19 protein-coding genes are annotated in these 21755 nt (G+C 58.4%); 7 read left to right on the plus strand and 12 right to left on the minus strand.

The window, feature by feature from the left end:
• Nucleotides 1-8: 8 nt before the first annotated feature.
• The 3 genes from folP to rlmE all read right to left on the minus strand — a co-directional run bounded on the left by folP (nucleotide 9) and on the right by rlmE (nucleotide 3580).
• Nucleotides 9-860 (minus strand): dihydropteroate synthase, encoded by an 852-nt coding sequence (folP, locus tag IEY47_RS13555; RefSeq protein ID WP_188983792.1) that lies wholly within the window; start codon nucleotides 858-860, stop codon nucleotides 9-11.
• A 9-nt stretch (nucleotides 861-869) separates the two neighbouring features.
• Entirely contained in the window at nucleotides 870-2777 is a 1908-nt protein-coding gene (ftsH, locus tag IEY47_RS13560; RefSeq protein ID WP_188983793.1) for an ATP-dependent zinc metalloprotease FtsH, read from the minus strand.
• 179 nt (nucleotides 2778-2956) lie between these two features.
• Entirely contained in the window at nucleotides 2957-3580 is a 624-nt protein-coding gene (rlmE, locus tag IEY47_RS13565) for a 23S rRNA (uridine(2552)-2'-O)-methyltransferase RlmE (protein ID WP_188983794.1), read from the minus strand.
• 97 nt (nucleotides 3581-3677) lie between these two features.
• On the opposite strand from rlmE, the gene yhbY reads away from it, so the two are divergent.
• Nucleotides 3678-3989: a ribosome assembly RNA-binding protein YhbY gene (gene yhbY, locus IEY47_RS13570; protein ID WP_188983795.1), complete on the plus strand. Its 312-nt coding sequence runs from the start codon at nucleotides 3678-3680 to the stop codon at nucleotides 3987-3989.
• A 6-nt stretch (nucleotides 3990-3995) separates the two neighbouring features.
• On the opposite strand, the gene IEY47_RS13575 is transcribed toward yhbY, so the two are convergent.
• The 8 genes from IEY47_RS13575 to grpE form a co-directional block, all read right to left on the minus strand.
• Nucleotides 3996-4421, minus strand: a complete 426-nt coding sequence (locus IEY47_RS13575) for a hypothetical protein (protein WP_188983796.1) — start codon at nucleotides 4419-4421, stop codon at nucleotides 3996-3998.
• Nucleotides 4399-4875: a transcription elongation factor GreA gene (gene greA / locus IEY47_RS13580; RefSeq protein ID WP_188983797.1), complete on the minus strand. Its 477-nt coding sequence runs from the start codon at nucleotides 4873-4875 to the stop codon at nucleotides 4399-4401. The genes IEY47_RS13575 and greA overlap by 23 nt, the downstream gene beginning before the upstream one ends.
• Nucleotides 4872-8093 carry a carbamoyl-phosphate synthase large subunit gene (gene carB / locus IEY47_RS13585; RefSeq protein WP_188983798.1) on the minus strand — a complete coding sequence of 1074 codons (3222 nt, stop codon included), beginning with the start codon at nucleotides 8091-8093 and terminating at the stop codon, nucleotides 4872-4874. The genes greA and carB overlap by 4 nt, the downstream gene beginning before the upstream one ends.
• Nucleotides 8094-8126: 33 nt before the next feature.
• Complete coding sequence (gene carA, locus IEY47_RS13590; RefSeq protein ID WP_188983799.1) at nucleotides 8127-9263, minus strand: glutamine-hydrolyzing carbamoyl-phosphate synthase small subunit; 1137 nt, start codon at nucleotides 9261-9263, stop codon at nucleotides 8127-8129.
• A 185-nt stretch (nucleotides 9264-9448) separates the two neighbouring features.
• A complete protein-coding gene (dapB, locus tag IEY47_RS13595; RefSeq protein ID WP_188983800.1) occupies nucleotides 9449-10255 on the minus strand; it encodes a 4-hydroxy-tetrahydrodipicolinate reductase in 807 nt (268 codons plus the stop codon).
• A gap of 56 nt (nucleotides 10256-10311) precedes the next feature.
• Entirely contained in the window at nucleotides 10312-11439 is a 1128-nt protein-coding gene (gene dnaJ, locus IEY47_RS13600) for a molecular chaperone DnaJ (RefSeq protein WP_188983801.1), read from the minus strand.
• A 114-nt stretch (nucleotides 11440-11553) separates the two neighbouring features.
• Nucleotides 11554-13467, minus strand: a complete 1914-nt coding sequence (dnaK, locus tag IEY47_RS13605) for a molecular chaperone DnaK (protein WP_188983802.1) — start codon at nucleotides 13465-13467, stop codon at nucleotides 11554-11556.
• Between the two features lie 92 nt (nucleotides 13468-13559).
• Nucleotides 13560-14129 carry a nucleotide exchange factor GrpE gene (grpE, locus tag IEY47_RS13610; RefSeq protein ID WP_188983803.1) on the minus strand — a complete coding sequence of 190 codons (570 nt, stop codon included), beginning with the start codon at nucleotides 14127-14129 and terminating at the stop codon, nucleotides 13560-13562.
• 207 nt (nucleotides 14130-14336) lie between these two features.
• Between grpE and recN the strand changes: the two genes are divergently transcribed.
• The gene (recN, locus tag IEY47_RS13615) at nucleotides 14337-16013 is read left to right on the plus strand and encodes a DNA repair protein RecN (RefSeq protein ID WP_188983804.1); all 1677 of its coding nucleotides are present in this window, start codon (nucleotides 14337-14339) and stop codon (nucleotides 16011-16013) included.
• 183 nt (nucleotides 16014-16196) lie between these two features.
• Here the strand turns inward: recN and IEY47_RS13620 are convergent, their stop codons facing one another.
• Entirely contained in the window at nucleotides 16197-17270 is a 1074-nt protein-coding gene (locus tag IEY47_RS13620) for an aldo/keto reductase (RefSeq protein WP_188983805.1), read from the minus strand.
• Nucleotides 17271-17548: 278 nt separating this feature from the next.
• Between IEY47_RS13620 and IEY47_RS13625 the strand changes: the two genes are divergently transcribed.
• The 5 genes from IEY47_RS13625 (at nucleotide 17549) to IEY47_RS13645 (ending at nucleotide 21718) form a co-directional block, all read left to right on the plus strand.
• Nucleotides 17549-17890: a zinc ribbon domain-containing protein YjdM gene (locus IEY47_RS13625; RefSeq protein WP_188983806.1), complete on the plus strand. Its 342-nt coding sequence runs from the start codon at nucleotides 17549-17551 to the stop codon at nucleotides 17888-17890.
• A gap of 369 nt (nucleotides 17891-18259) precedes the next feature.
• On the plus strand, nucleotides 18260-19441 hold the full coding sequence (locus IEY47_RS13630) for an acyltransferase family protein (protein WP_188983807.1): 1182 nt from the start codon (nucleotides 18260-18262) through the stop codon (nucleotides 19439-19441).
• 48 nt (nucleotides 19442-19489) lie between these two features.
• Nucleotides 19490-19780, plus strand: a complete 291-nt coding sequence (locus tag IEY47_RS13635; RefSeq protein WP_188983808.1) for a hypothetical protein — start codon at nucleotides 19490-19492, stop codon at nucleotides 19778-19780.
• A gap of 78 nt (nucleotides 19781-19858) precedes the next feature.
• Nucleotides 19859-20797 (plus strand): LysR family transcriptional regulator, encoded by a 939-nt coding sequence (locus IEY47_RS13640; protein ID WP_188983809.1) that lies wholly within the window; start codon nucleotides 19859-19861, stop codon nucleotides 20795-20797.
• 108 nt (nucleotides 20798-20905) lie between these two features.
• Complete coding sequence (locus tag IEY47_RS13645) at nucleotides 20906-21718, plus strand: outer membrane protein OmpK (RefSeq protein ID WP_188983810.1); 813 nt, start codon at nucleotides 20906-20908, stop codon at nucleotides 21716-21718.
• Nucleotides 21719-21755 lie beyond the last annotated feature (37 nt).

The following is a 21755-nucleotide window of genomic DNA, read 5'->3' on the forward strand; positions in this document are numbered from 1 at the left end:
CGAATCGCTTACTCCGCCGCTTCTACGGCGGCGATCATTCTCACGACATCGACGGTTTCCGCGACATCGTGCACACGCAGTATGCGTGCGCCCTTTGCAAGTGCCAGCGCTGCGAGCGCAAGGCTTCCAGCTAATCGCCCCTGGACCGGGCGTGACAGCGTCTGACCAATCATACTTTTTCTGGAGACACCGACAAGCAAAGGGCACCCCAGGTCAGCCAATTCGTCCATTCGCTTGAACAGCACAAGATTGTGTTGAAGCGTCTTGGCGAACCCGAAGCCGGGATCGATGATCAGCCGATGTTGCTCGATACCCGCCTGTGCGCAGGCAGCAATGCGCGCTTTCAAGAACGCATGTACCGCTTCGACGACATTATCGTACTGAGGGTTGTCCTGCATGGTCGTCGGTTCACCGACCATATGCATCAGGCAGACCGGCAGCCCGGTCGCCGCAGCGGCCTCCAACGCGCGCGGACGCATCAACGAGCGCACATCATTAATCAGCCCTGCTCCCAGGCGCGCGCCTTCGGTCATGACTTCGGGCGTAGAGGTATCGAGCGATACGACCACATCGAACCGCTGGACGATAGCTTCCACAACCGGCGCAACGCGATCCAGCTCCTCAGAACGCGTAACATGCGCCGCGCCAGGCCTCGTGGACTCGCCACCCACATCGATAAAAGCGGCCCCTGCCTCCACCATCGACTCGACATGGCGCAACGCTGCGTCCAAACGACTGAATTGCCCGCCATCCGAAAAAGAATCGGGCGTCACGTTCAGAATGCCCATCACTTTCGGAAGGGCTAAATCGACAACACGGCTGCCGAATGGCAGCCGTGTTGGGTAATGCACGTCGAGCATTAAAAGACCTTAATGTTCGCCAGCTGGACCACCAATCGGCGTTTCGGGACGCCCCGCTTCTTCACGCGGCGGCGTAGGCGTACCAGATCCGCCCTGCCAGTCGCGAGGCTCGCGCGGGTTACGGCCAGCCATGATGTCGTCAATCTGATCGACGTCGATGGTTTCGTACTTCATCAATGCCTCGGCCATCATGTCGAGCTTGTCACGGTTCTCTTCGAGTAACCGCTTGGCCGTGCTATAGCACTGGTCGATGATGCTGCGAACTTCCTGGTCAATCATCTGTGCTGTCTCGCCGGAGACATTGCTCTGCTGGCTGCCTGCACTACGCCCCAGGAATACTTCACCCTCTTCTTCGGCATACATCAGCGGGCCAAGTTTTTCCGACAAGCCCCATTTGGTCACCATGTTACGGGCCAGTTGCGTGGCCCGCATGATGTCATTGGAGGCACCGGTTGTGACGCCTTCGAAACCAAGCGTCATTTCCTCTGCGATACGGCCACCGAACAACGAGCAGATCTGGCTAATCAGCGCGCGCTTCGAGAGGCTGTAGCGATCCTCTTCCGGCAGGAACATCGTCACGCCCAGCGCGCGGCCTCGCGGAATAATAGAGACTTTGTAAACGGGGTCATGCTCAGGGACCAGACGCCCCACAATCGCGTGCCCTGCTTCGTGGTACGCCGTGTTGAGCTTTTCTTTTTCCGACATGACCATGGTTTTGCGCTCGGCGCCCATCATGATCTTGTCTTTCGCCAATTCGAACTCGCGCATATCGACGATTCGCTTGCCCGCACGTGCGGCAAACAGCGAGGCTTCGTTCACGAGGTTCGCAAGGTCAGCACCGGAGAAGCCTGGAGTTCCACGGGCAATTACTGCAGGGTCGACGTTTTCGCCGACGGGCACCTTGCGCATATGAACTTTGAGAATCTGCTCGCGACCACGTATGTCGGGAAGGCCAACCACAACCTGACGGTCGAAACGACCTGGGCGTAGCAGTGCAGGATCGAGCACGTCCGGGCGGTTCGTTGCGGCAATAACGATGATCCCATCGTTCATCTCGAAGCCGTCCATCTCTACCAGCAGCTGGTTAAGGGTCTGTTCGCGCTCGTCGTGACCACCACCCAGACCGGCACCACGATGACGACCAACCGCGTCAATCTCGTCGATAAAAATGATGCAGGGCGCGTGTTTCTTGGCCTGATCGAACATGTCGCGAACGCGGCTTGCACCTACACCAACGAACATCTCGACGAAGTCGGAACCGGAGATCGTGAAGAACGGAACCTTGGCTTCACCCGCCACAGCCTTGGCCAGTAGGGTCTTACCAGTACCAGGCGAACCCACCATGAGGACACCACGAGGGATCCGCCCGCCCAGGCGCTGGAACTTACCTGGATCGCGCAAGAATTCGACCAGCTCACTGACCTCTTCCTTTGCCTCGTCACAGCCCGCCACATCGGCAAACGTGGTCTTGACCTGGTCCTCAGAAAGCAGGCGAGCCTTGCTCTTGCCGAAGCTCATCGGGCCGCCTTTACCGCCAGCGCCCCCCTGCATCTGCCGCATGAAAAACATGAATACGGCGATGATCACCAAGATTGGGAAACTGGCGACCAGCAGCTGCGTCCAGATGCTCTGCTGCTCAGGCTGCTTGCCTTCGATGACCACATTGTTATTAACCAGATCGCCAATCAGGCCGTTGTCCTGGATGGCTGGTCGGATGGTCTTGAAGTTCTCGCCGTTCTGACGCTTACCGGTAATGACGTAGCCGTCTACCGTGACACGCTCGACCTGACCGTCCTTCACCTGCTCGATGAAGTCGGAATAGTTCAGCGTCTGCTGTTCGCTGGGGCTGGAGAAGTTGTTCATCACCGTCACCAGTACAGCTGCAATGATCAGCCACAGGATCAGGTTCTTTGCCATGTCGTTCAATTCGCTACCCTCTGAAGCCGTCCGAGCGGACAAACCCCGCATGACGGCCGGATGTTCACCGGCCTAACTTACTACACAACCCCGCTCCTCGCAGGCGCCGTCTGTAACCCTTTGTTTGCCTTGGACGCAAAAAACAAGCTCAAGTGCAGTGCGCCGAAGACTTTAAATGCTTAGCCATCGCGATAACCACGCGCCAGCAGGTATTGCTCACGGGAACGGTCTCGAGACGACAACGGTTTCCGCATCTGCACCTTATCGAATTCGTCGCGAACCTGCTTGAGGTATTGGTCGAATCCTTCACCTTGGAAAATCTTGATCAGGAAGTCGCCGCCGGGTCGCAAGACTCGCCCAGCAAGATCCAGCGCCAGCTCGCATAAATACATGGCGCGTGCCTGATCAGCGGTCCTGACACCACTCATATTGGGTGCCATGTCCGAAATAACAAGGTCCACGGGATGTTCGCCAATCGCGTCCAGTAATTGCTTGAAGACCTTGTCATCGGTGAAGTCACCCTGAATGAACGTGACATCCGGGATGCTATCCATCTCCAGTATGTCCGATGCGATTAGGCGACCACGATCCCCAATGACGCGACTGGTCACCTGCGACCAACCGCCAGGCGCAGCGCCGAGGTCGACGACAGTCATGCCTGGCCTTAACAAACGATCCTTCTCTTGCAACTCGAGCAGTTTGTAACTGGCACGCGATCGGTAGCCATCCTTCTGCGCCATTTTGACGTAGGGATCGTCGAAGTGCTCTTTTAGCCAACGAAGGCTAGTCTTGGAACGCGCCAAAGGAACCTCGTATCGAATCATCAACAGCCGCGCATGCTTTGCGGAGCTCGGGTAAACTAGCCCGCTTTTTCGCACGGCCGAACATAGGGGTCAGATTATGCCGCTCACTCAAGAGCAGAGGAAACAGTTCAAAGCTATCGGCCACCACCTGAAACCGGTATTGATGATTGCCGAAAACGGTCTTAGCGAAGGCGTGATGGCCGAGCTGGATCGCGCTCTGAACGATCACGAGTTGATCAAGATCCAGGTTCGCGTCGCTGAGCGTGAAGATCGTCGCGCCATCATCGAAGCGCTTTGCACGGCAGGAAGCTGCGAGCTCGTTCAGTCGATCGGCAAGGTGGCACTGGTATATCGGAAAAACCCAAAACCCAATCGCAACCTGTCCAACATCAGCCGCAACGCCGGTTGAGCACGTTTATCCTTTCCGGTACTCCGGAGCGGGACGCGACAACAGCCACAACCCTGAAGCGACGAGCAGCATGCCGGTGATGCGGAAATCGTACATCGGCAAGGCGCCCTGAATGAATAGATCGATCAGGCATACGACCGCTACAAGTGCCAGCGCAAGCACTCGCGCATCACGCAAGCGCCTTGCTTGCGGCGAGGCGATCATCAAGAGAAGCCACTGAAAGGCAGCGCACCACAGAGTGGCTTCAATCTGCATGCGTGTCAGCACGAGCCTCACATCGTCCGCAAGCATCGGCGCCAGACCTGCGAATTGCAGGCCCGGCAGCGATACCAACTGAAGCGAAAGCGCGCCGCCGACCCAAAACGCCAATGCAATGTGCCAGGCGAGAGCGACGAATCCAGCGCGTGACTCAGACGTGGCGGACTTCGACAATCTCGTACTCGATCAGTCCGCTTGGCGTCCGCACCGTGACGACATCACTCTCTTCTTTTCCGATCAAAGCGCGAGCGATAGGCGAGCTCACTGACAACTTGCCTTGCTTCACGTCGGCCTCGTCGTCACCCACAATCTGATAGGTCGTGGTTTCGTCGGTTTCCACGTTCGCGATATCGACGGTAGTGCCGAAAATCACCTTGCCCGTATGCGGAATCGCCGCCACATCGATGACCTGCGCGTTCTGCAAACGGCCTTCGATGTCGCGAATGCGCGCTTCGACCATGCCTTGCTGCTCACGCGCAGCGTGATACTCCGCATTTTCCTTTAGATCGCCGAGCTCGCGCGCTTCTGCAATCGCCTGAGTGATTTGCGGGCGCAACTCGCCTTTTAGGTGTTTCAACTCTTCTTCCAGGGCGCGAGCGCCCTGGACCGTCATTGGGTACTTGGTCATATATCGATTCCTGCATGTAGATCCTGCAAGCGGCGCACGGTTTTCTCGGGACCGTATTTGAGCGCTTCACAGATTGCCTGACCGCCCGCAATCGTAGTGGTACAGCAGATCTTGTGCTGCAGAGCATTGCGACGAATGGAATAAGAATCAGCGATGGACTGACGCCCCTCGGTGGTATTGATGATCAAGGTCACTTCATCGTTCTTGATCATGTCGACCACATGCGGGCGACCTTCAGTGACTTTGTTGACGCGACGGACGGGTAGACCCGCGTTTTCGATCACGCGCGCAGTTCCTGCCGTGGCAACGACTTCGAAGCCCAGTTTCACCAGATCCCCGGCGACCTGTGCCACGAAGGGCTTGTCATCATCGCGTACGCTGATGAACGCACAGCCAGAATTCGGCAGCACTTCGCTTGCACCGATCTGCGCCTTGGAGAAGGCTTCGGCGAAGCTATCGCCGACCCCCATTACCTCACCGGTGGATTTCATCTCTGGGCCGAGGATCGGGTCCACGCCGGGGAACTTCGCGAACGGGAACACGGCTTCCTTCACGCTGTAATACGGCGGAATGATCTCTTCGGTGAAACCGATCTCGGCGAGGGTCTTACCGGCCATGACGCGTGCCGCGATCTTCGCCAGCGACGTCCCGATGCACTTGGATACGAACGGAACCGTACGCGAAGCACGCGGGTTCACCTCGATGACGTAGATATCCTCGCCCTGGACCGCCATCTGGACGTTCATCAGACCGACCACATGAAGCTCGAGCGCCATCTTTTTCACCTGATCCCGGATTTCATCCTGGATGTGCTTCGGCAAGGAATACGGCGGCAACGAGCATGCGGAGTCGCCGGAGTGAACACCCGCCTGCTCGATGTGCTGCATGATTGCGCCAATAACAACGGTGGTGCCGTCGCTCACGGCATCGATGTCCACCTCGATCGCACAATTGAGGAAGTGATCCAGCAACACTGGGCTGTCATTGGACACCTTCACTGCGTCGCGCATGTAACGCTTGAGCTCGTCCTCCTGGTAGACGATCTCCATCGCGCGGCCGCCTAGCACATAAGACGGGCGTACCACCAACGGATAACCGATGGCCTTCGACGCCAGGATAGCTTCGTCTTCACTGCGGGCTGTGGCATTCGCCGGCTGACGCAGATTCAGACGCTGAACCATCTGCTGGAAACGCTCACGGTCTTCCGCCCGATCGATGGCGTCTGGAGTCGTGCCGATGATCGGTACGCCCGCCTCCTCCAAGGCCCGCGCCAGCTTCAGCGGCGTCTGGCCACCGTACTGGACGATCACGCCTTTCGGCTGCTCGACGCGTACGATCTCCAGCACGTCTTCGAGCGTGACCGGCTCGAAGTAGAGGCGATCCGAGGTGTCGTAATCGGTCGAGACGGTCTCAGGGTTGCAGTTCACCATGATGGTTTCGTAGCCGTCTTCGCGCATCGCGAGGGCCGCATGAACGCAGCAATAGTCGAACTCGATACCCTGCCCAATACGGTTCGGGCCGCCACCAATGACCATGATCTTGTCGCGCGAACTCGGATTAGCCTCGCACTCTTCCTCGTAGGTCGAATACATATACGCCGTATCGGTCGCAAATTCGGCCGCGCAGGTGTCCACACGCTTGTAGACCGGCAAGACCTTCAGCTTGTGGCGATGGCTACGCAGGTTTTTCTCGGTAACGCCCAGCAACTTGGCGAGGCGCGCATCCGAAAAGCCTTTGCGCTTGAGGCGGCGCATCACCGAATAATCGATGCTGGACAGGCCCAACGTCTTGACCTGCTCTTCTTCTTTCACGAGGTCTTCGATCTGCACGAGGAACCATGGATCGATCTTGGTCAGCGCAAAGACTTGATCCACGGAACGGCCGGCGCGGAACGCGTCGGCCACGTACCAGATACGGTCAGCGCCCGGGACGGTCAGCTCGCGCTTGAGCGTACTTTCAGCTTCAGCATCATTGAGATCAAGCTTGGGATCGAAGCCGGCAACACCGACTTCCAAACCACGCAGCGCTTTTTGTACGGACTCCTGGAAGGTGCGCCCGATGGCCATGACCTCACCAACCGACTTCATCTGCGTCGTCAGGCGGGCATCGGCATTCGGGAATTTCTCGAAGGCGAAGCGTGGGATCTTGGTCACGACGTAGTCGATCGACGGCTCGAAGGACGCTGGGGTGCGCCCACCGGTGATGTCGTTCTGCAACTCGTCCAGCGTGTAGCCGACTGCCAGCTTCGCGGCGATCTTGGCAATCGGGAAGCCCGTGGCCTTCGATGCCAGCGCGGAAGAGCGGGACACCCGCGGGTTCATCTCGATCACGACCATCCGACCGGTGTCCGGACAGATACCGAACTGCACGTTGGAACCGCCCGTTTCCACTCCGATCTCGCGCAGTACCGCCAGCGAGGCGTTACGCATGATCTGATATTCCTTGTCAGTCAGCGTCTGAGCGGGCGCAACAGTGATCGAGTCTCCGGTATGGACACCCATCGGATCGAAGTTCTCGATCGCGCAAACGATGATGCAGTTGTCCTTCTTGTCGCGGACAACCTCCATCTCGTATTCCTTCCAGCCGATCAGCGATTCGTCGATCAGCAACTCGTTGGTCGGAGACAAGTCCAAACCACGTGCACAAATCTCTTCGAACTCTTCACGGTTGTACGCGATACCACCGCCGGTGCCGCCCATGGTGAACGACGGGCGAATGATGCACGGGAAGCCGACCTGCTCGAGGACGCCGTAAGCCTCTTCCATGCTGTGCGCGATACCTGAACGCGGGCAGGCAAGGCCGATGTCTTTCATCGCCTTGTCGAAGCGCGAGCGGTCTTCAGCCTTGTCGATGGTGTCGGCGTTGGCACCGATCATTTCGACACCGAACTTTTCGAGCACGCCGTGACGCTCGAGGTCCAACGCGCAGTTGAGCGCAGTCTGCCCCCCCATGGTGGGAAGCAGCGCATCGGGGCGCTCCTTCTCGATGATCTTGGCGACGGTGGCCCACTTGATGGGCTCGATGTAGGTCGCGTCGGCCATCGCTGGGTCGGTCATGATGGTGGCCGGGTTGGAGTTCACCAGAATGACGCGAAAACCTTCTTCCTTCAGCGCCTTACAGGCTTGCGCACCGGAATAGTCGAACTCACAGGCCTGGCCGATGACGATAGGGCCCGCGCCGAGGATGAGGATACTTTTAATGTCTGTACGTTTTGGCATGTGCTTACTCTCGAATTCCTTGGCTCGACAAACTCAACGGCGCGCGGCCATGGCTTCGATGAAACGGTCGAACAAGGGCGCAACATCGTGCGGCCCTGGGCTCGCTTCAGGGTGACCCTGGAAGCTGAACGCCACTTTGTCCGTCCGCTCGATACCTTGCAGCGTGCCGTCAAACAGCGATTTGTGCGTAGCGCGAACGTTATCGGGCAGCGTCGCTTCGTCCACGGCGAACCCGTGATTCTGGCTAGTGATCAACACCTCGCCGGTTTTCAGGTCCTGTACGGGGTGGTTAGCGCCGTGGTGACCATTCGGCATTTTTACCGTTTTGGCCCCGGACGCCAGCGCGAGCAACTGATGCCCCAGGCAGATCCCGAACACGGGAATTTCCGTTTGCAGCACTTCCTGGATGGCCTTGATCGCGTAGTCGCACGGCTCCGGGTCGCCAGGACCGTTGGCCAGGAATACGCCGTCCGGATTCAGCGACAATGCCTCGCTTGCGGGCGTCTGCGCCGGCAGCACCGTGATACGGCAACCGCGCGCGACAAGCATGCGCAAAATGTTCACCTTGACGCCGTAGTCAAACGCAACGACATGGTAAGGCAGCTGATCAGCAGGAATGTCGGAGTGGCTGTCGCCCTCTAAATTCCACACCGTCGAACGCCATTCGTAGCGCTCCTTCACACTGACTTCTTTGGCCAGGTCCATACCCTTCAAACCTGGGAAGCCTCTGGCCAGCTCCAGCGCGCGCTCTTCCGTTGCATCGTCCCCGACAAGAATGCAACCGTCCTGCGCACCTTTCTCACGCAAGATGCGCGTCAGGCGGCGCGTATCGATATCGGCGATAGCGACAGTGCCATTTTCCTTAAGGTAAGCGTCGAGGGGCTGCTTGTTGCGCCAGTTGGAGGCGATCAGCGGCAAGTCACGAATGATTAGACCGGCGGCCCACACCTGATTGGCTTCGCTGTCTAGCGGTGTTGTACCGGTATTGCCGATGTGCGGATAGGTCAGCGTAACAAGTTGCTTGGCATAGGAGGGATCGGTGAGGATTTCCTGATAGCCGGTCATGGCGGTGTTGAACACCACCTCGCCGACTGTATATCCGTCGGCACCGATGGATTCGCCACGAAAAATGCTGCCATCGGCAAGGGCGAGTATGGCTGGCTTAGTCAAGAAAGACCTCCCAAGGATCTAGAGCTGACGCAAACGCAGATTGTAAAAAAGCGGGATGACGTATCGACCGTCACCCCGCTTTTTATTTGAGCCATTTTCTGCGCAACTTTTAGTAAACATACTAAAGCGGGCATTCTATAGAGGTTGCGCTTTAGGGTCCACCGCAAGGTCGATGAGGAATCTAATCAGCGTAGACCCAAAACGTCCTGCATGTCGTAAAGACCGGCTTCACGACCCTCGAGCCACAATGCCGCGCGAACGGCGCCCTTGGCGAACGTCATGCGACTCGATGCCTTATGGGTGATCTCGACACGCTCTCCCTCTGCCGCGAACAGCACGGTGTGATCCCCAACGACATCACCTGCACGAACCGTAGCGAACCCGATGGTCTCACGCTTACGCGCGCCCGTCTGGCCTTCGCGACCGTAGACCGCGACCTCATTTAGATCACGCCCAAGCGCCTCGGCAATGACCTCCCCCATGCGCACCGCGGTACCGGACGGCGCATCTACCTTATGCCGGTGATGCGCTTCCATGATTTCGATATCAACGTCATCACCTAATACGCGAGCCGCAGTATCGAGCAGCTTCAGGCACAGATTGACCCCGACGCTGAAATTGGCAGCAAAGACGATAGGGATAGTTTTTGATGCTTCAACCAAGTGCTCACGCTGCTCAGGCGAAAAACCAGTTGTCCCGATCACCATGGCCTTGCCTGCCTGACGACAGGCAGCGATGTTCTGCACGCTAACCGAAGGGTGAGTGAAATCGATCAGCACATCGAATTCATCGACCACTCGAGCCAGGTCCCCAGAAAGTGGAACGCCTATGCGGCCGATTCCCGCCAACTCGCCTGCGTCGGCACCGACCAGACTGCTATCTGGCCGGTCGATCGCAGCGGTCAGCCCTGCTGCGCCACTACTCTGCTGCACAGCCTCGATGAGGTTCTTACCCATGCGCCCGGCGGCGCCAACTACGGCTATACGTCGCATTAGAACGTTGCTCCAGATTTTGGAAGCCGGCTCATGACGAGCCGACGATTCCTTTGTTATAGGTCACCGAAGAAACGCTTCACGCCTTCGAACCATCCGCTCGCCTTAGGGGAATGAGAGCTGTTGCCCTTGAGGCTGCCACGGAACTCTTCCAGCAACTCGCGCTGGCGCTTGTCCAGGTTGACAGGCGTCTCCACAGCGACACGGCACATCAGATCACCAGGACCGCCGCCACGTACCGGTGCGACGCCCTTGCCGCGCAAACGGAACAACTTTCCGGTCTGGGTACCTTCTGGAATCTTGAGCTTTACGCGCCCATCCAGTGTCGGCACTTCCAGCTCGCCACCCAGTGCTGCATCGACGAAGCCGATAGGCACTTCACAGAAGAGATCGCGTCCATCGCGTTGGAAGATCGCGTGCTCACGCACATTGACGACGACGTACAGATCGCCTGCCGGGCCTCCCAATGCGCCCGCTTCGCCTTCACCGGAAAGGCGAATGCGATCCCCCGTATCCACACCCGCTGGCACCTTGACCGAAAGCGTCTTGTGCTCTTCAACGCGCCCCTGCCCATGACAGGCTTCGCACGGATCGGGAATGATCTTGCCGCTGCCATGGCAACGAGGGCAGGTCTGCTGAACAGAGAAAAAGCCCTGCTGCATGCGCACCTGGCCGATACCACCGCAGGTAGGGCAACCAACCGGAGAAGAGCCTTTCTTGGCGCCGCTGCCGTCGCACACCTTGCAGTTGACCAGCGTCGGCACCCGGATGGTGACATTGGTGCCGCGCACGGCCTCTTCCAGGTCCAGTTCCAAGGTGTAGCGCAAGTCGCTGCCGCGTTGCGGACCGCCGCGCGAACCGCCACGGGCCCCGCCGAAGAAATCGCTGAATACGTCCCCGAAGATGTCGGAGAAATTGGCGCCGCCCATACCGCCCGGACCGCCACCGCCCATCTGCGGATCGACGCCGGCATGGCCGTACTGGTCGTACGCCGCGCGCTTGCTCGCATCGGAGAGCACTTCGTACGCTTCGTTGGCTTCCTTAAACTTCTCTTCCGCAGCTTTATCGTCCGGATTGCGGTCCGGGTGATACTTCATGGCCAAGCGGCGATAGGCCTTCTTCAGGTCCCCTTCGCTAGCACCACGCTCGACCCCAAGGATCTCGTAATAGTCTCGTTTTGCCATGATTCTCTAAATTCCTCTCTCACTCCTCCAGACATGCCTACGCGGGAGCAAGCCCCCGCGTAGTCAGTTAGGGGGTGCGACGCAAGCCGCACCGGAGCAAAGCAAACGTGACGTTTACTTGTTGTCCTTGACCTCTTCGAACTCCGCGTCGACGACATCGTCGCCAGCAGATTTCGAGGTACCCTCAGGCTTGGCCGCATCGCCAGGCTGCTGCTCGGCGTACATCTTCTGTGCCAATGGCGCAGACGCTTGAGACAACGCGTTGACCTTCGCTTCGATCGCTTCCTTGTCGTCACCACGCACCGCGGTTTCCAACTCACCAATCGCCGTCTCGATCGCAGCCTTCTCTTCAGCAGTGGCCTTATCGCCCGCTTCAGTCAGCATTTTGCGCGTTGCGTGGACCAGTTGGTCACCCTGATTACGCGCCGAAACCAGCTCCTCGAACTTGCGGTCGTCCTCGGCATTCGCCTCGGCGTCACGCACCATTTGCTCGATTTCTTCCTCGGACAGACCGGAGTTAGCCTTGATCACGATGGACTGCTGCTTGCCAGTCGCCTTGTCCTTCGCACCGACGTGCAGGATACCGTTCGCATCGATGTCGAAGGTCACTTCGATCTGTGGAACGCCACGCGGTGCCGGTGGAATCTCGGCGAGGTCGAAACGCCCCAGCGACTTGTTCTGCGCCGCTTGCTTGCGCTCGCCCTGCAACACGTGGATGGTCACCGCGTTCTGGTTGTCGTCCGCGGTGGAGAATACCTGCGACTTCTTCGTCGGAATCGTGGTGTTCTTCTCGATCAGCGGCGTCATCACACCACCCAGGGTTTCGATACCCAGGGTCAACGGGGAAACGTCCAGCAGCAGTACGTCCTTCACGTCACCGGCAAGTACCGCACCCTGAATCGCAGCGCCCATAGCCACGGCTTCATCCGGGTTGACGTCCTTGCGCGCTTCTTTATTGAAGAACTCGGCCACACGCTTCTGCACCAGCGGCATACGGGTCTGACCACCGACCAGAATCACGTCGTTGATGCTGGAGACGTCGATACCAGCGTCTTTCAAAGCAACACGGCAGGGCTCGATCGTGCGCTCGACCAGATCCTCGACCAGCGACTCCAGCTTGGCGCGCGAGATCTTGACGTTCAGGTGCTTCGGACCGGACGAGTCAGCCGTGATGTACGGCAGGTTTACGTCGGTTTGCTGGCTCGACGACAGCTCGATCTTCGCCTTCTCAGCCGCTTCCTTCAGGCGCTGCATCGCCAGTGGATCGCCCTTGAGGTTCATGCCGGACTCTTTCTTGAATTCGTCGACGAGGTAGTCGATAAGACGAATATCGAAGTCTTCACCACCCAGGAAGGTGTCGCCGTTAGTCGCCAACACTTCGAACTGGTGCTCGCCGTCAACTTCCGCAATCTCGATCACCGAGACGTCGAACGTACCGCCACCCAGGTCATAGACGATGACCGTATGATCGCCCTTGGCCTTGTCCATGCCGTAGGCCAGCGCGGCAGCAGTCGGCTCGTTGATGATCCGCTTGACGTCGAGACCCGCGATACGGCCCGCATCTTTAGTGGCCTGACGCTGGCTGTCGTTGAAGTACGCTGGAACGGTAATCACCGCCTCGGTGACCGTTTCGCCGAGGTAGTCTTCGGCGGTCTTCTTCATCTTCTTCAGAATCTCGGCCGATATCTGCGGAGGCGCCATCTTCTGACCGTTGACTTCGACCCAGGCGTCGTTGTTATCCGCCCGGACGATCTTGTACGGCACCATCTGAATATCTTTCTGCACGACGTCTTCATCAAAACGACGACCGATCAGACGTTTTACCGCGTACAGCGTGTTGTGCGGGTTGGTCACCGCTTGACGCTTGGCGGACTGACCGACCAGCGTCTCGCCATCGTTGGCGTAGGCGATGATGGAAGGCGTCGTACGTGCACCTTCAGCGTTCTCGATAACCTTGACGTTACCGTTTTCCAGGATGGCCACACAGGAGTTGGTGGTTCCCAGGTCGATACCAATAATCTTGCCCATAATCCTCTCCGAAAACGTTGGATTTCGTGCGGCCCGACCAGGGCCATTCAATGTTTGGTTGATCACTTAGGTGGGGATCACTCCCCGGATTTTCAAGCTTTTTCGTCGATGCTCGGAGGCGGTTCGACGGGCGCCTTGCTTACAACGACCATTGCAGGACGCAGGAGGCGGCCGCTGACGAGATAGCCTTTCTGGAACACCTTGAGCACGCTGTTCGGCTCGACATGGGTGCTTTCTTCCATCGCCATCGCCTGGTGATGCTCTGGATTGAACGGCGCCCCGTGCGGATCGATCGCCTCGATCTGGTGGCGCTTGAGCGTGTCCTGGAGCATCTTCAGCGTCAGCTCCATGCCCTCGCGCATTGGCTTGATGCTCGCATCATCGGGATTGGACAGCTCCAGACCACGCTCCAGGCTATCCACGACGCCCAACAGATCGCCGGCAAACTTCTCGAGCGCAAACTTGTGCGCTTTCTCGACATCTTGCTCGGCCCGGCGGCGTATGTTTTGCAGCTCAGCCGCACTACGCAGTGATTGATCCTGCGCGGCAGCCAGTTGCTCTTCCAATTGCTCGACACGAGCCGACAAATCACTGTCGGCTGATTCGGTCGTGGCGGCGATGTCTTCGGGATTCTGGGTATCCAGCTTCTGCTCGTCAGCCATGCGTTTCTCCTCCAATTTATCGTTCGGATACGCGGATCCGATTCGCTTGCCGGCTATATGGGGACGACCGGCCAACCTTCAAGGGGCGGAAGCGAATGGACGTCGCGCGCGGGTCGACATCGGTAGACAAACGGTACGTTGCCAGCCGAACTGGACAACTGTATAAATAGACAGCACTGAATGTACGAACATATTCGGAGCCTTCCCATGCTGGTGCATCTGTCCGTTCACAACTATGCAATCGTCGAACACCTCGACCTGGAGCTGCGTGGTGGCATGAGTGTCATCACGGGCGAAACCGGCGCGGGCAAGTCCATCATGCTCGATGCGCTGAGTCTTGCCTTGGGTGATCGAGCCGACAGCGGAGTCGTGCGTCCAGGTGCCGACAAAGCCGATATCCTGGCCAGCTTCGATCTTCGCGACATTCCCGAAGCGGCGGCATGGTTGTCCGAACGCGACCTCGAGCATGACGGCCACTGCATTCTGCGTCGGGTCATTACAGCGGAGGGCCGCTCGCGCGGCTATATCAACGGCACGCCGTGCCCACTCGCCGACCTGAAAAGTCTTGGCGGGCTGATGATCGATATCCACGGCCAGCATGAGCACCAATCTCTGCTCAAACTCGACACACACCGCCGTTTACTTGATGAGTATGCCGGCGCGGTCGACCTGGCACGCCAGGTTCAACTGGCATCCCAGCGCTGGAAACAAACACGCAGTGAATTGGAGCGGCTTTCGCGGAGTAGCGACGAGCACAGGGCGCGCCACCAGCTGCTCAGCTACCAGCTCGAAGAGCTCGACAACCTTGCGCTGGTGGAGAACGAGCTCGAGGATCTGGAACAGGAGCATAAGTCACTCTCCAACGCCGAAAGTCTGTTAAGCGCATGCCGACAGGTTCTGGAAATGTGCAGGGAAAGCGACGGCGGTAATGTCATTGCCGCGCTCACGGCCAGTCTCAACCGGCTTACAGCGAGCGGCGACGGGCAACCCGAGGCCATGCAAGAGGCGACCGACCTGTTGACCAGCGCGCAAATCCAGGTCGAGGAAGCGGTCGGCCAGCTGAACCGCTTCATCGACAACTTCGATGCCGACCCCGAGCGGCAGCAGTACCTTGAGGAACGGCTCGACGCCATCTATACGCTGGCCCGCAAGCACCGTGTCCAGCCAAACGAACTGGGACAACTGCAGAGCCAGCTGCGTGCCGAGCTGGCCGGGCTCGATGCCAGTGACCAAACCGTCGGCGTGCTCGAGGAGGAGCTGACCTCTTATCTACGGCATTACGCGGAAAAGGCCACCAAACTGAGCGGTCTGCGCAACAAGGCCAGCAAGGCGCTTGAGATCAAGGTCGAGAAAGAAATGCAGCGTCTCGGGATGCCTGGTGGCCGTTTTTCGATCGAGTTACGCGGTATATCGAATGACGAGCCGCAACCCTTTGGGCAAGAGCATGTGGAATTTCTCGTTAGCGCCAACCCTGGCCAGCCGCTGAAGGGCTTGGCCAAGGTAGCGTCGGGCGGCGAGCTTTCGCGGATCAGTCTTGCCATCCAGGTCATCACGGCCCAAACCTCCCGCGTACCAACCCTGGTGTTTGACGAAGTGGATGTGGGCATCGGCGGGCCGACGGCCGAGGTTGTCGGCCAATTGTTGCGTCGATTGGGTGATCGCGGACAAGTGCTGACAGTCACTCACCTGCCGCAAGTTGCAGCGCAGGGTCATCAGCATCTGTTCGTACACAAGGCGCGTGGCAGCAAGGAGACGAAAACGGCCGTCAAATACCTCGGCGACAAGGACCGCGTGGAAGAAGTCGCACGCATGCTGGGTGGCGTGGACCTCACCCAGGAATCGATCGCCCACGCGCGAAAAATGGTGGAAACCGTGCAGGCCTGAGCGCCAGCGACCACATTGCTAGCCAGAATCCTGCTGGAGCCGAACCCTTGAAAACCGGCTGGGAGCCTCATTTACGAATGGTAAATGAGGCTCCCAGCCGGCGTTTAACGCAGGAAGAACCAACGCGCAGCAGATTGTAGGCGGGTTCTGAAGACGTCGTGCTCAGGCCTGCACCTTCACCTTTCAAGCTTTTTTCAGGGCCATTGTTTGACGATGGCCGTCTAGGAACGGCTTTTCGGCAGGATCGATGCGATCCATACCGGCAGTAACACGATGCCAGTACGGGTAGAGGGGCGCCTGACGGGTGACGCGTTCGAGTCGGTCAATGTCCTCTCCCGTCAGCTTCAATTCCGCAGCGGCAAGATTGTCGCGCAGGTGCTCCTCAGTCCGTGCCCCGACGATCACTGAGGTAATGCCAGGGCGATCTTTTAGCCAGGCAAGGCAAACGCGTGCGGGCGACACGTTGTGGCTTTCACCGATAGCGATCAACGTTTCGATAATGTCGTATGCCCGCTCCATGTCATGCACGTAGGGTTCGGGCCAATCATTACCCTGACGCGTCCCCTTCGGCGTCTCTTGCCCGCGGCGCACCTTGCCCGTCAGCAGTCCTTCACCCAGCGGGCCCCAAACCAGCGTCGCGATGTTCTGGTCGATCGCCATGGGTAACAGCTCGTATTCGGCATCACGCGCTTCGGGGGTGTAATAGATCTGCTGCGCGATAGGCTTGACCAGCCCTTTGAACTCGGCTGTTCCCAGTGTCTTCATCATTTGCCACGCGGTGTAGTTCGACGTGCCGACATAGCGAACCTTGCCTGACTGCACGAGGTGGTCGAGCGCCGCCAGCGTCTCTTCGATAGGGGTCACGCCATCCCAATTGTGCATTTGGTACAGGTCGATATGGTCGGTTCGCAGCCGCTTGAGACTGGCTTCGCATGCTCGAATCAGGTGATAGCGCGAGGCGCCGCTATTATTTGGATTATTGCCCATCGGGCTTCGCGCCTTGCTGGCCAGAACGATCTCATGGCGTTTGTCGCCCAGCGCCTGCCCGACCACCTCTTCCGCGAGCCCTGCCGAATAGAGGTCAGCAGTGTCGACCATGTTCACGCCGGCATCGAACGCGAAGTCGAACATCCGTCGAGCCTGTTCCACTCCGACTTCTCCCGTTTTGCTGAAATCACCGCGTCCACCAAAGGGTATGGTCCCGACAACAAATTCAGATACCAATAGGCCAGATTGTCCAAGCGGGCGGTATTTCATGGGTGTCTCCTCTGAACGTACGAGTTTGGAAAAAGACGGCCAGGCGAACTGAAAGCTGGGTTACCTCTGCTTACGGTTTATGTGACCTGCCCTTCTAACAGGACTCCCAGCGAATCTCAGTCGTTCGAATCCCACGCTAGACAGCTTGCGCCCCATGCAGGCGGATGACGCCTGAAATGCCTGTAACCGTTTCCCGCGCCAGGCGCAACACGGGGCCTTACGCTTTCGTACGTCGGATCCTTCCTCATACAATGCGGTCTTTGACATTGGAGCGATCCGTGAGCCACCTACCGCCCTGCCCCGAATGTGATTCCCAGTACACCTACGAAGAAGGTGTACTGCTGGTCTGCCCCGAGTGTGCCCATGAATGGGCTATCGATGATCCACTTCGCGATGACACGCCGGGTAGCGTCATCAAAGATTCGGTGGGCAACGTACTTCAGGACGGCGACACGGTGACGGTCATCAAGGACTTAAAGGTCAAAGGGTCCTCGGCGGTCGTGAAAGTAGGCACCAAGGTAAAGAACATTCGCCTGGTCGAAGGCGACCATGACATCGACTGCAAGATAGACGGGATCGGCGCGATGAAGCTCAAATCCCAATTCGTGAAGAAATCCTAAGACCTAACCTGGCAACACCAAGACCGGTTGACGCGGGACTTTCCGTCCCCCTCTCTTAAAACCGCTTCCGATGAAGTACGGGCGTCGACTCCTCTCGCCGCCCTCATCATCTCGAGACTCCGCATGCACCGTTGCGCCCAACTCACGGCGCCGTCGTATCCCGCATCGGATTGAACCGTGACCTTCTACGCATTTCGCTGAGCCGCTTAACCGGCGAGGCGAAAACCTTGAACGCTCCGTTCGCCTGTCATGTCTACCCGACCTAAGACACTTTCGGTTACAACCTTTGCGCCACTGTTTTCGTAACGACAGATAGGCCGATTGCAGTTAGGTGCTGATAACAATGAATTCAGGGAAGGAGTCCCTCACATGTCGAATTACCGTGGTATCGAAGGCGCGCGCGCCTGGTTGGCGTGGATCGTTGTGTTCACCCACCTTGTGGCACTGACAGGGGTTTCACAAGTCGCACCACTCCTGGGTCGCATCCAATTGGCGGGCGACTGGGCTGTTCAGCTTTTCGTGATCATCAGTGGCTTTGTCATCAGCCACCTCCTGCTAGCCCGTCGAGAGCCCTATCTCACCTACATCACCCGGCGCGCATTTCGCCTGTTTCCGGCTTATCTCGTTGCGCTTCTACTTGCCATTGCCGTACTCCCGGCCACGGTTGCTGCGTTCGATGCACTGCCTTGGCACGACGCCACGCAAATCCTGCATTTCAAGGCTCAAAGCGCGCAGTTGCACGATGGCTTGGCGAGCCTGCATGTGCTCTTGCATGCGTTGATGCTGCATGGCGCTGTCCCCAATACGCTGCTTCCAGAGTCCGAATACATGTTCCTGACGCCAGCCTGGAGCGTGTCCCTCGAATGGCAGTTCTATCTCGTGGCGCCGGTACTGCTCGCCATGCTCGTGCGCGAGCGGCTGCAGATCGTCGTGTTATTGCTGGCAGCGATGAGTTATGCCGCCTATCGACTAGGCCTTTTCGGGCAGTTTTACCTGCCCAGCTTTTTACCGGGTGCGATCGGTTATTTTCTGGTGGGAATGGGCACACGCCTGGCGGTAGATAAGCTTCCCGCCTTACAGCGTTATCCGACGGCCCTCGTCAGCGGCTGCCTGATTCTCGCTCTGAGCTCCGGGGCGCTGGTACCTATTGCCGCCTGGGTCGCTTTGATGAGCTACGCCTTGCTCGATGCACGAGCGTTCGACCAGCCCGATAGCGCAACACGTTGGCTACGGAGGCTATTGGACAGTCCACTCGCCGTAGGCGCCGGGATGCGCTCGTACTCGGTCTACATCCTTCATTGGGTCGTCATCAGCCTCATGATGTGTCTTGCGACCATCGACGCCCTGGATGCCACGCCGTGGCAGCAGTTCGGGCTGATGGCGACCGGCACGGTACTGTTAACGATAATCGGCGCCGAGGTTCTCTATCGCTGGGTGGAAATGCCCGCCATCGCGTTCGGCAAGCGGTTTACACGCAAACGCGCTCCTTTAACCCAGGCGCCGCAATGCGCCGAAGGCTCCATCGCCGTCGCGATACGATCGCCGCATTAGCCTCGCCGTCTTATACTCCCGGGCTTTGCAAAGCCCGGGTAGACATCCATGAAATTTTCCGACTGGTCCCCACGTGAACGTCTGGTCGCAGCGCTATGGGCGGCTGTTGCCGCTGGCTGCCTCATTTATGCATTGGCGTCCAACGTGGCAGTGTATTCCAGCGAATTCTTTTCGATGCTCGCGATCATCGCACTCTTGGTGGGGCTGGCGCTGACGCCATCCTTCATGTTCAAGCCGCTGAAGCTCAGCCTGGGTGAGGAAATGGAGCCCTCGTTGAAGGTCGCGTTTGGTTTCTTTTGCGCATTCCAATTGGTCGCTATCGGAATCCGCATCCTGTAGGCAGCCAACGCAGGCGCGAGTAGATACCCGCCTCTCGGCTTATTAGCTCAGTAACCCTCCGCTCGAAAGGCTCAAAGCATGCAACGACGCTCGAGACCCCTGTCGCAAGTCAGCGATTTCGATATCCGCCTTTTGAAGCTTTTCCGCACGGTCGTCGACAGCGGTGGGTTCGCCGCAGCCGAAAGCGTACTCGGTATTGGCCGTTCGGCCATCAGCCAGCAAATGGGTGACCTCGAACAACGTCTAGGGCTGCGTCTCTGCCAACGGGGCCGTGCGGGATTCTCGGTTACCGAAGAGGGCGCCGAGGTCTATCGCGCCACAGAGCGCCTTCTGAGCGCTATGGAAAGCTTTCGCACTGAAGTGAATGGACTGCACAGCCACCTGCGTGGCGAACTCAACATCGGTTTGACGGATAACCTGGTCACCGTTCCGCACATGCGCATCACTCATGCGCTAGCAACGCTCAAAGAGCACGGGCCGGACGTTCGCATCCAGATCCGCATGACGCCGCCCAGTGAGGTCGAGAAAGGCGTGCTCGATGGTCGACTTCACGTTGGCGTCGTGCCGCAGGCAGGCGCGTTGGCCGGGCTCGACTACCACCCGCTGTACGAGGAACGCTCCCAGTTGTACTGCGCTGTCGGTCATCCGCTGTTCTACGTCAGTGATAACGAGCTCGACGATGCGCGCCTCGACGCCCAGGATGCCATCGCGCCGAACTTCCGCTTGCCGGCGGCGGTTCAGGCGCACCACCAGCGGCTCAATTGCACGGCCAGCGCATCCGACCGCGAAGGTATGGCTTTTCTGATCTTGACCGGCCGCTATGTGGGTTATTTGCCGGATCATTACGCTCGGCAGTGGGTTCAGCAGGGCCGGCTGCGAGCGTTGAAAGTTGCCACCCGCTTCTACGACCTCAGCCTGGCAACGGTCACGCGTCGCGATCGGCATGCGCATCTGGTGCTGGAATGCTTTCTGGAGGCCCTTGCGCAGACGCATAGAGCCGAGCCGACATCGCAGTAACGTGCCCTGCACCCCGTAGAGGGCATCCAACTCCGAACCTTATAAAGCAGACGCAAGATCTGCCGACACGATGAACTTCGCACCCTCGAACACGCCCTCAGGAGCCCCATGAAATCCACCGCAACATCGTTGCTGATCGCTGGCAGCCTCTTCTGCGCAGCAACCGCACACGCCGAAAGCCCACTGATCTGGCAAGACAACAGCCTGACGTACCTCTACGGCAAAGACTTCAAAGTAAACCCCGCCATCCAGCAGACCCTGACTTTCGAGCACGCAAGCGCGTGGAATTGGGGCGATCTGTTCATCTTCGTGGACTGGATCAACTACAACGGCGAGTCCGACAGCAATCTCGGTAAAGAAACGTACTATGGCGAATTCACGCCCCGGCTTTCGTTCGGAAAGCTGAGTGGGAAGGATCTTTCGTTCGGGCCGATCAAGGACGTATTGCTGGCCGGCACTTACGAGCGCGGAGAGAACCGCAACCGTAACTATCTGCTCGGCCCAGGCTTGGACATTGATGTCCCCGGTTTCGACTACTTCCAGATCAACCTGTACTACCGCAAGCCCGATGGCATTACGCAGCAACCGTCCGGCCAGTGGCAGGTCACGCCCGTGTGGGGCATCACTCTCCCCGTCGGCAACTCCGATCTACTGATCGACGGCTACATGGACTGGGTGGTGAACTCGAAGGGCTCCGAAGCGCGCGGCGACCGACTGGAAAGAAACCTGCATTTCAACCCACAGATCAAGTACGACTTGGGCAAGTCGCTTGGTTACGAGGCCAAGCATCTGTACGTGGGTGCCGAGTACGATTACTGGAGCAACAAATACGGCATCAAGGACGGCGGCTTCGTAAGCGAGAACTTTGTCGGCAAGACGGACCAGAACACCGCAAGCCTGCTGGTCAAATATCACTTCTGACCGACTGGATAGCAAAAAGCCCGGCCATCATCGCCGG

The sequence above is a fragment of the Pseudomonas matsuisoli genome (assembly GCF_014647635.1).
GTDB lineage: Bacteria > Pseudomonadota > Gammaproteobacteria > Pseudomonadales > Pseudomonadaceae > Pseudomonas_P > Pseudomonas_P matsuisoli.

Excerpts from the sequence above, each read along its gene's own strand:
- folP (WP_188983792.1), bottom strand. The coding sequence starts at position 860 with ATGCTCGACGTGCATTACCCAACACGGCTGCCATTCGGCAGCCGTGTT.
- ftsH (WP_188983793.1), bottom strand. The coding sequence starts at position 2,777 with ATGGCAAAGAACCTGATCCTGTGGCTGATCATTGCAGCTGTACTGGTG.
- yhbY (WP_188983795.1), top strand. The coding sequence starts at position 3,678 with ATGCCGCTCACTCAAGAGCAGAGGAAACAGTTCAAAGCTATCGGCCAC.
- greA (WP_188983797.1), bottom strand. The coding sequence starts at position 4,875 with ATGACCAAGTACCCAATGACGGTCCAGGGCGCTCGCGCCCTGGAAGAA.
- carB (WP_188983798.1), bottom strand. The coding sequence starts at position 8,093 with ATGCCAAAACGTACAGACATTAAAAGTATCCTCATCCTCGGCGCGGGC.
- dapB (WP_188983800.1), bottom strand. The coding sequence starts at position 10,255 with ATGCGACGTATAGCCGTAGTTGGCGCCGCCGGGCGCATGGGTAAGAAC.
- dnaJ (WP_188983801.1), bottom strand. The coding sequence starts at position 11,439 with ATGGCAAAACGAGACTATTACGAGATCCTTGGGGTCGAGCGTGGTGCT.
- dnaK (WP_188983802.1), bottom strand. The coding sequence starts at position 13,467 with ATGGGCAAGATTATTGGTATCGACCTGGGAACCACCAACTCCTGTGTG.
- grpE (WP_188983803.1), bottom strand. The coding sequence starts at position 14,129 with ATGGCTGACGAGCAGAAGCTGGATACCCAGAATCCCGAAGACATCGCC.
- recN (WP_188983804.1), top strand. The coding sequence starts at position 14,337 with ATGCTGGTGCATCTGTCCGTTCACAACTATGCAATCGTCGAACACCTC.
- IEY47_RS13620 (WP_188983805.1), bottom strand. The coding sequence starts at position 17,270 with ATGAAATACCGCCCGCTTGGACAATCTGGCCTATTGGTATCTGAATTT.
- IEY47_RS13630 (WP_188983807.1), top strand. The coding sequence starts at position 18,260 with ATGTCGAATTACCGTGGTATCGAAGGCGCGCGCGCCTGGTTGGCGTGG.
- IEY47_RS13635 (WP_188983808.1), top strand. The coding sequence starts at position 19,490 with ATGAAATTTTCCGACTGGTCCCCACGTGAACGTCTGGTCGCAGCGCTA.
- IEY47_RS13640 (WP_188983809.1), top strand. The coding sequence starts at position 19,859 with ATGCAACGACGCTCGAGACCCCTGTCGCAAGTCAGCGATTTCGATATC.
- IEY47_RS13645 (WP_188983810.1), top strand. The coding sequence starts at position 20,906 with ATGAAATCCACCGCAACATCGTTGCTGATCGCTGGCAGCCTCTTCTGC.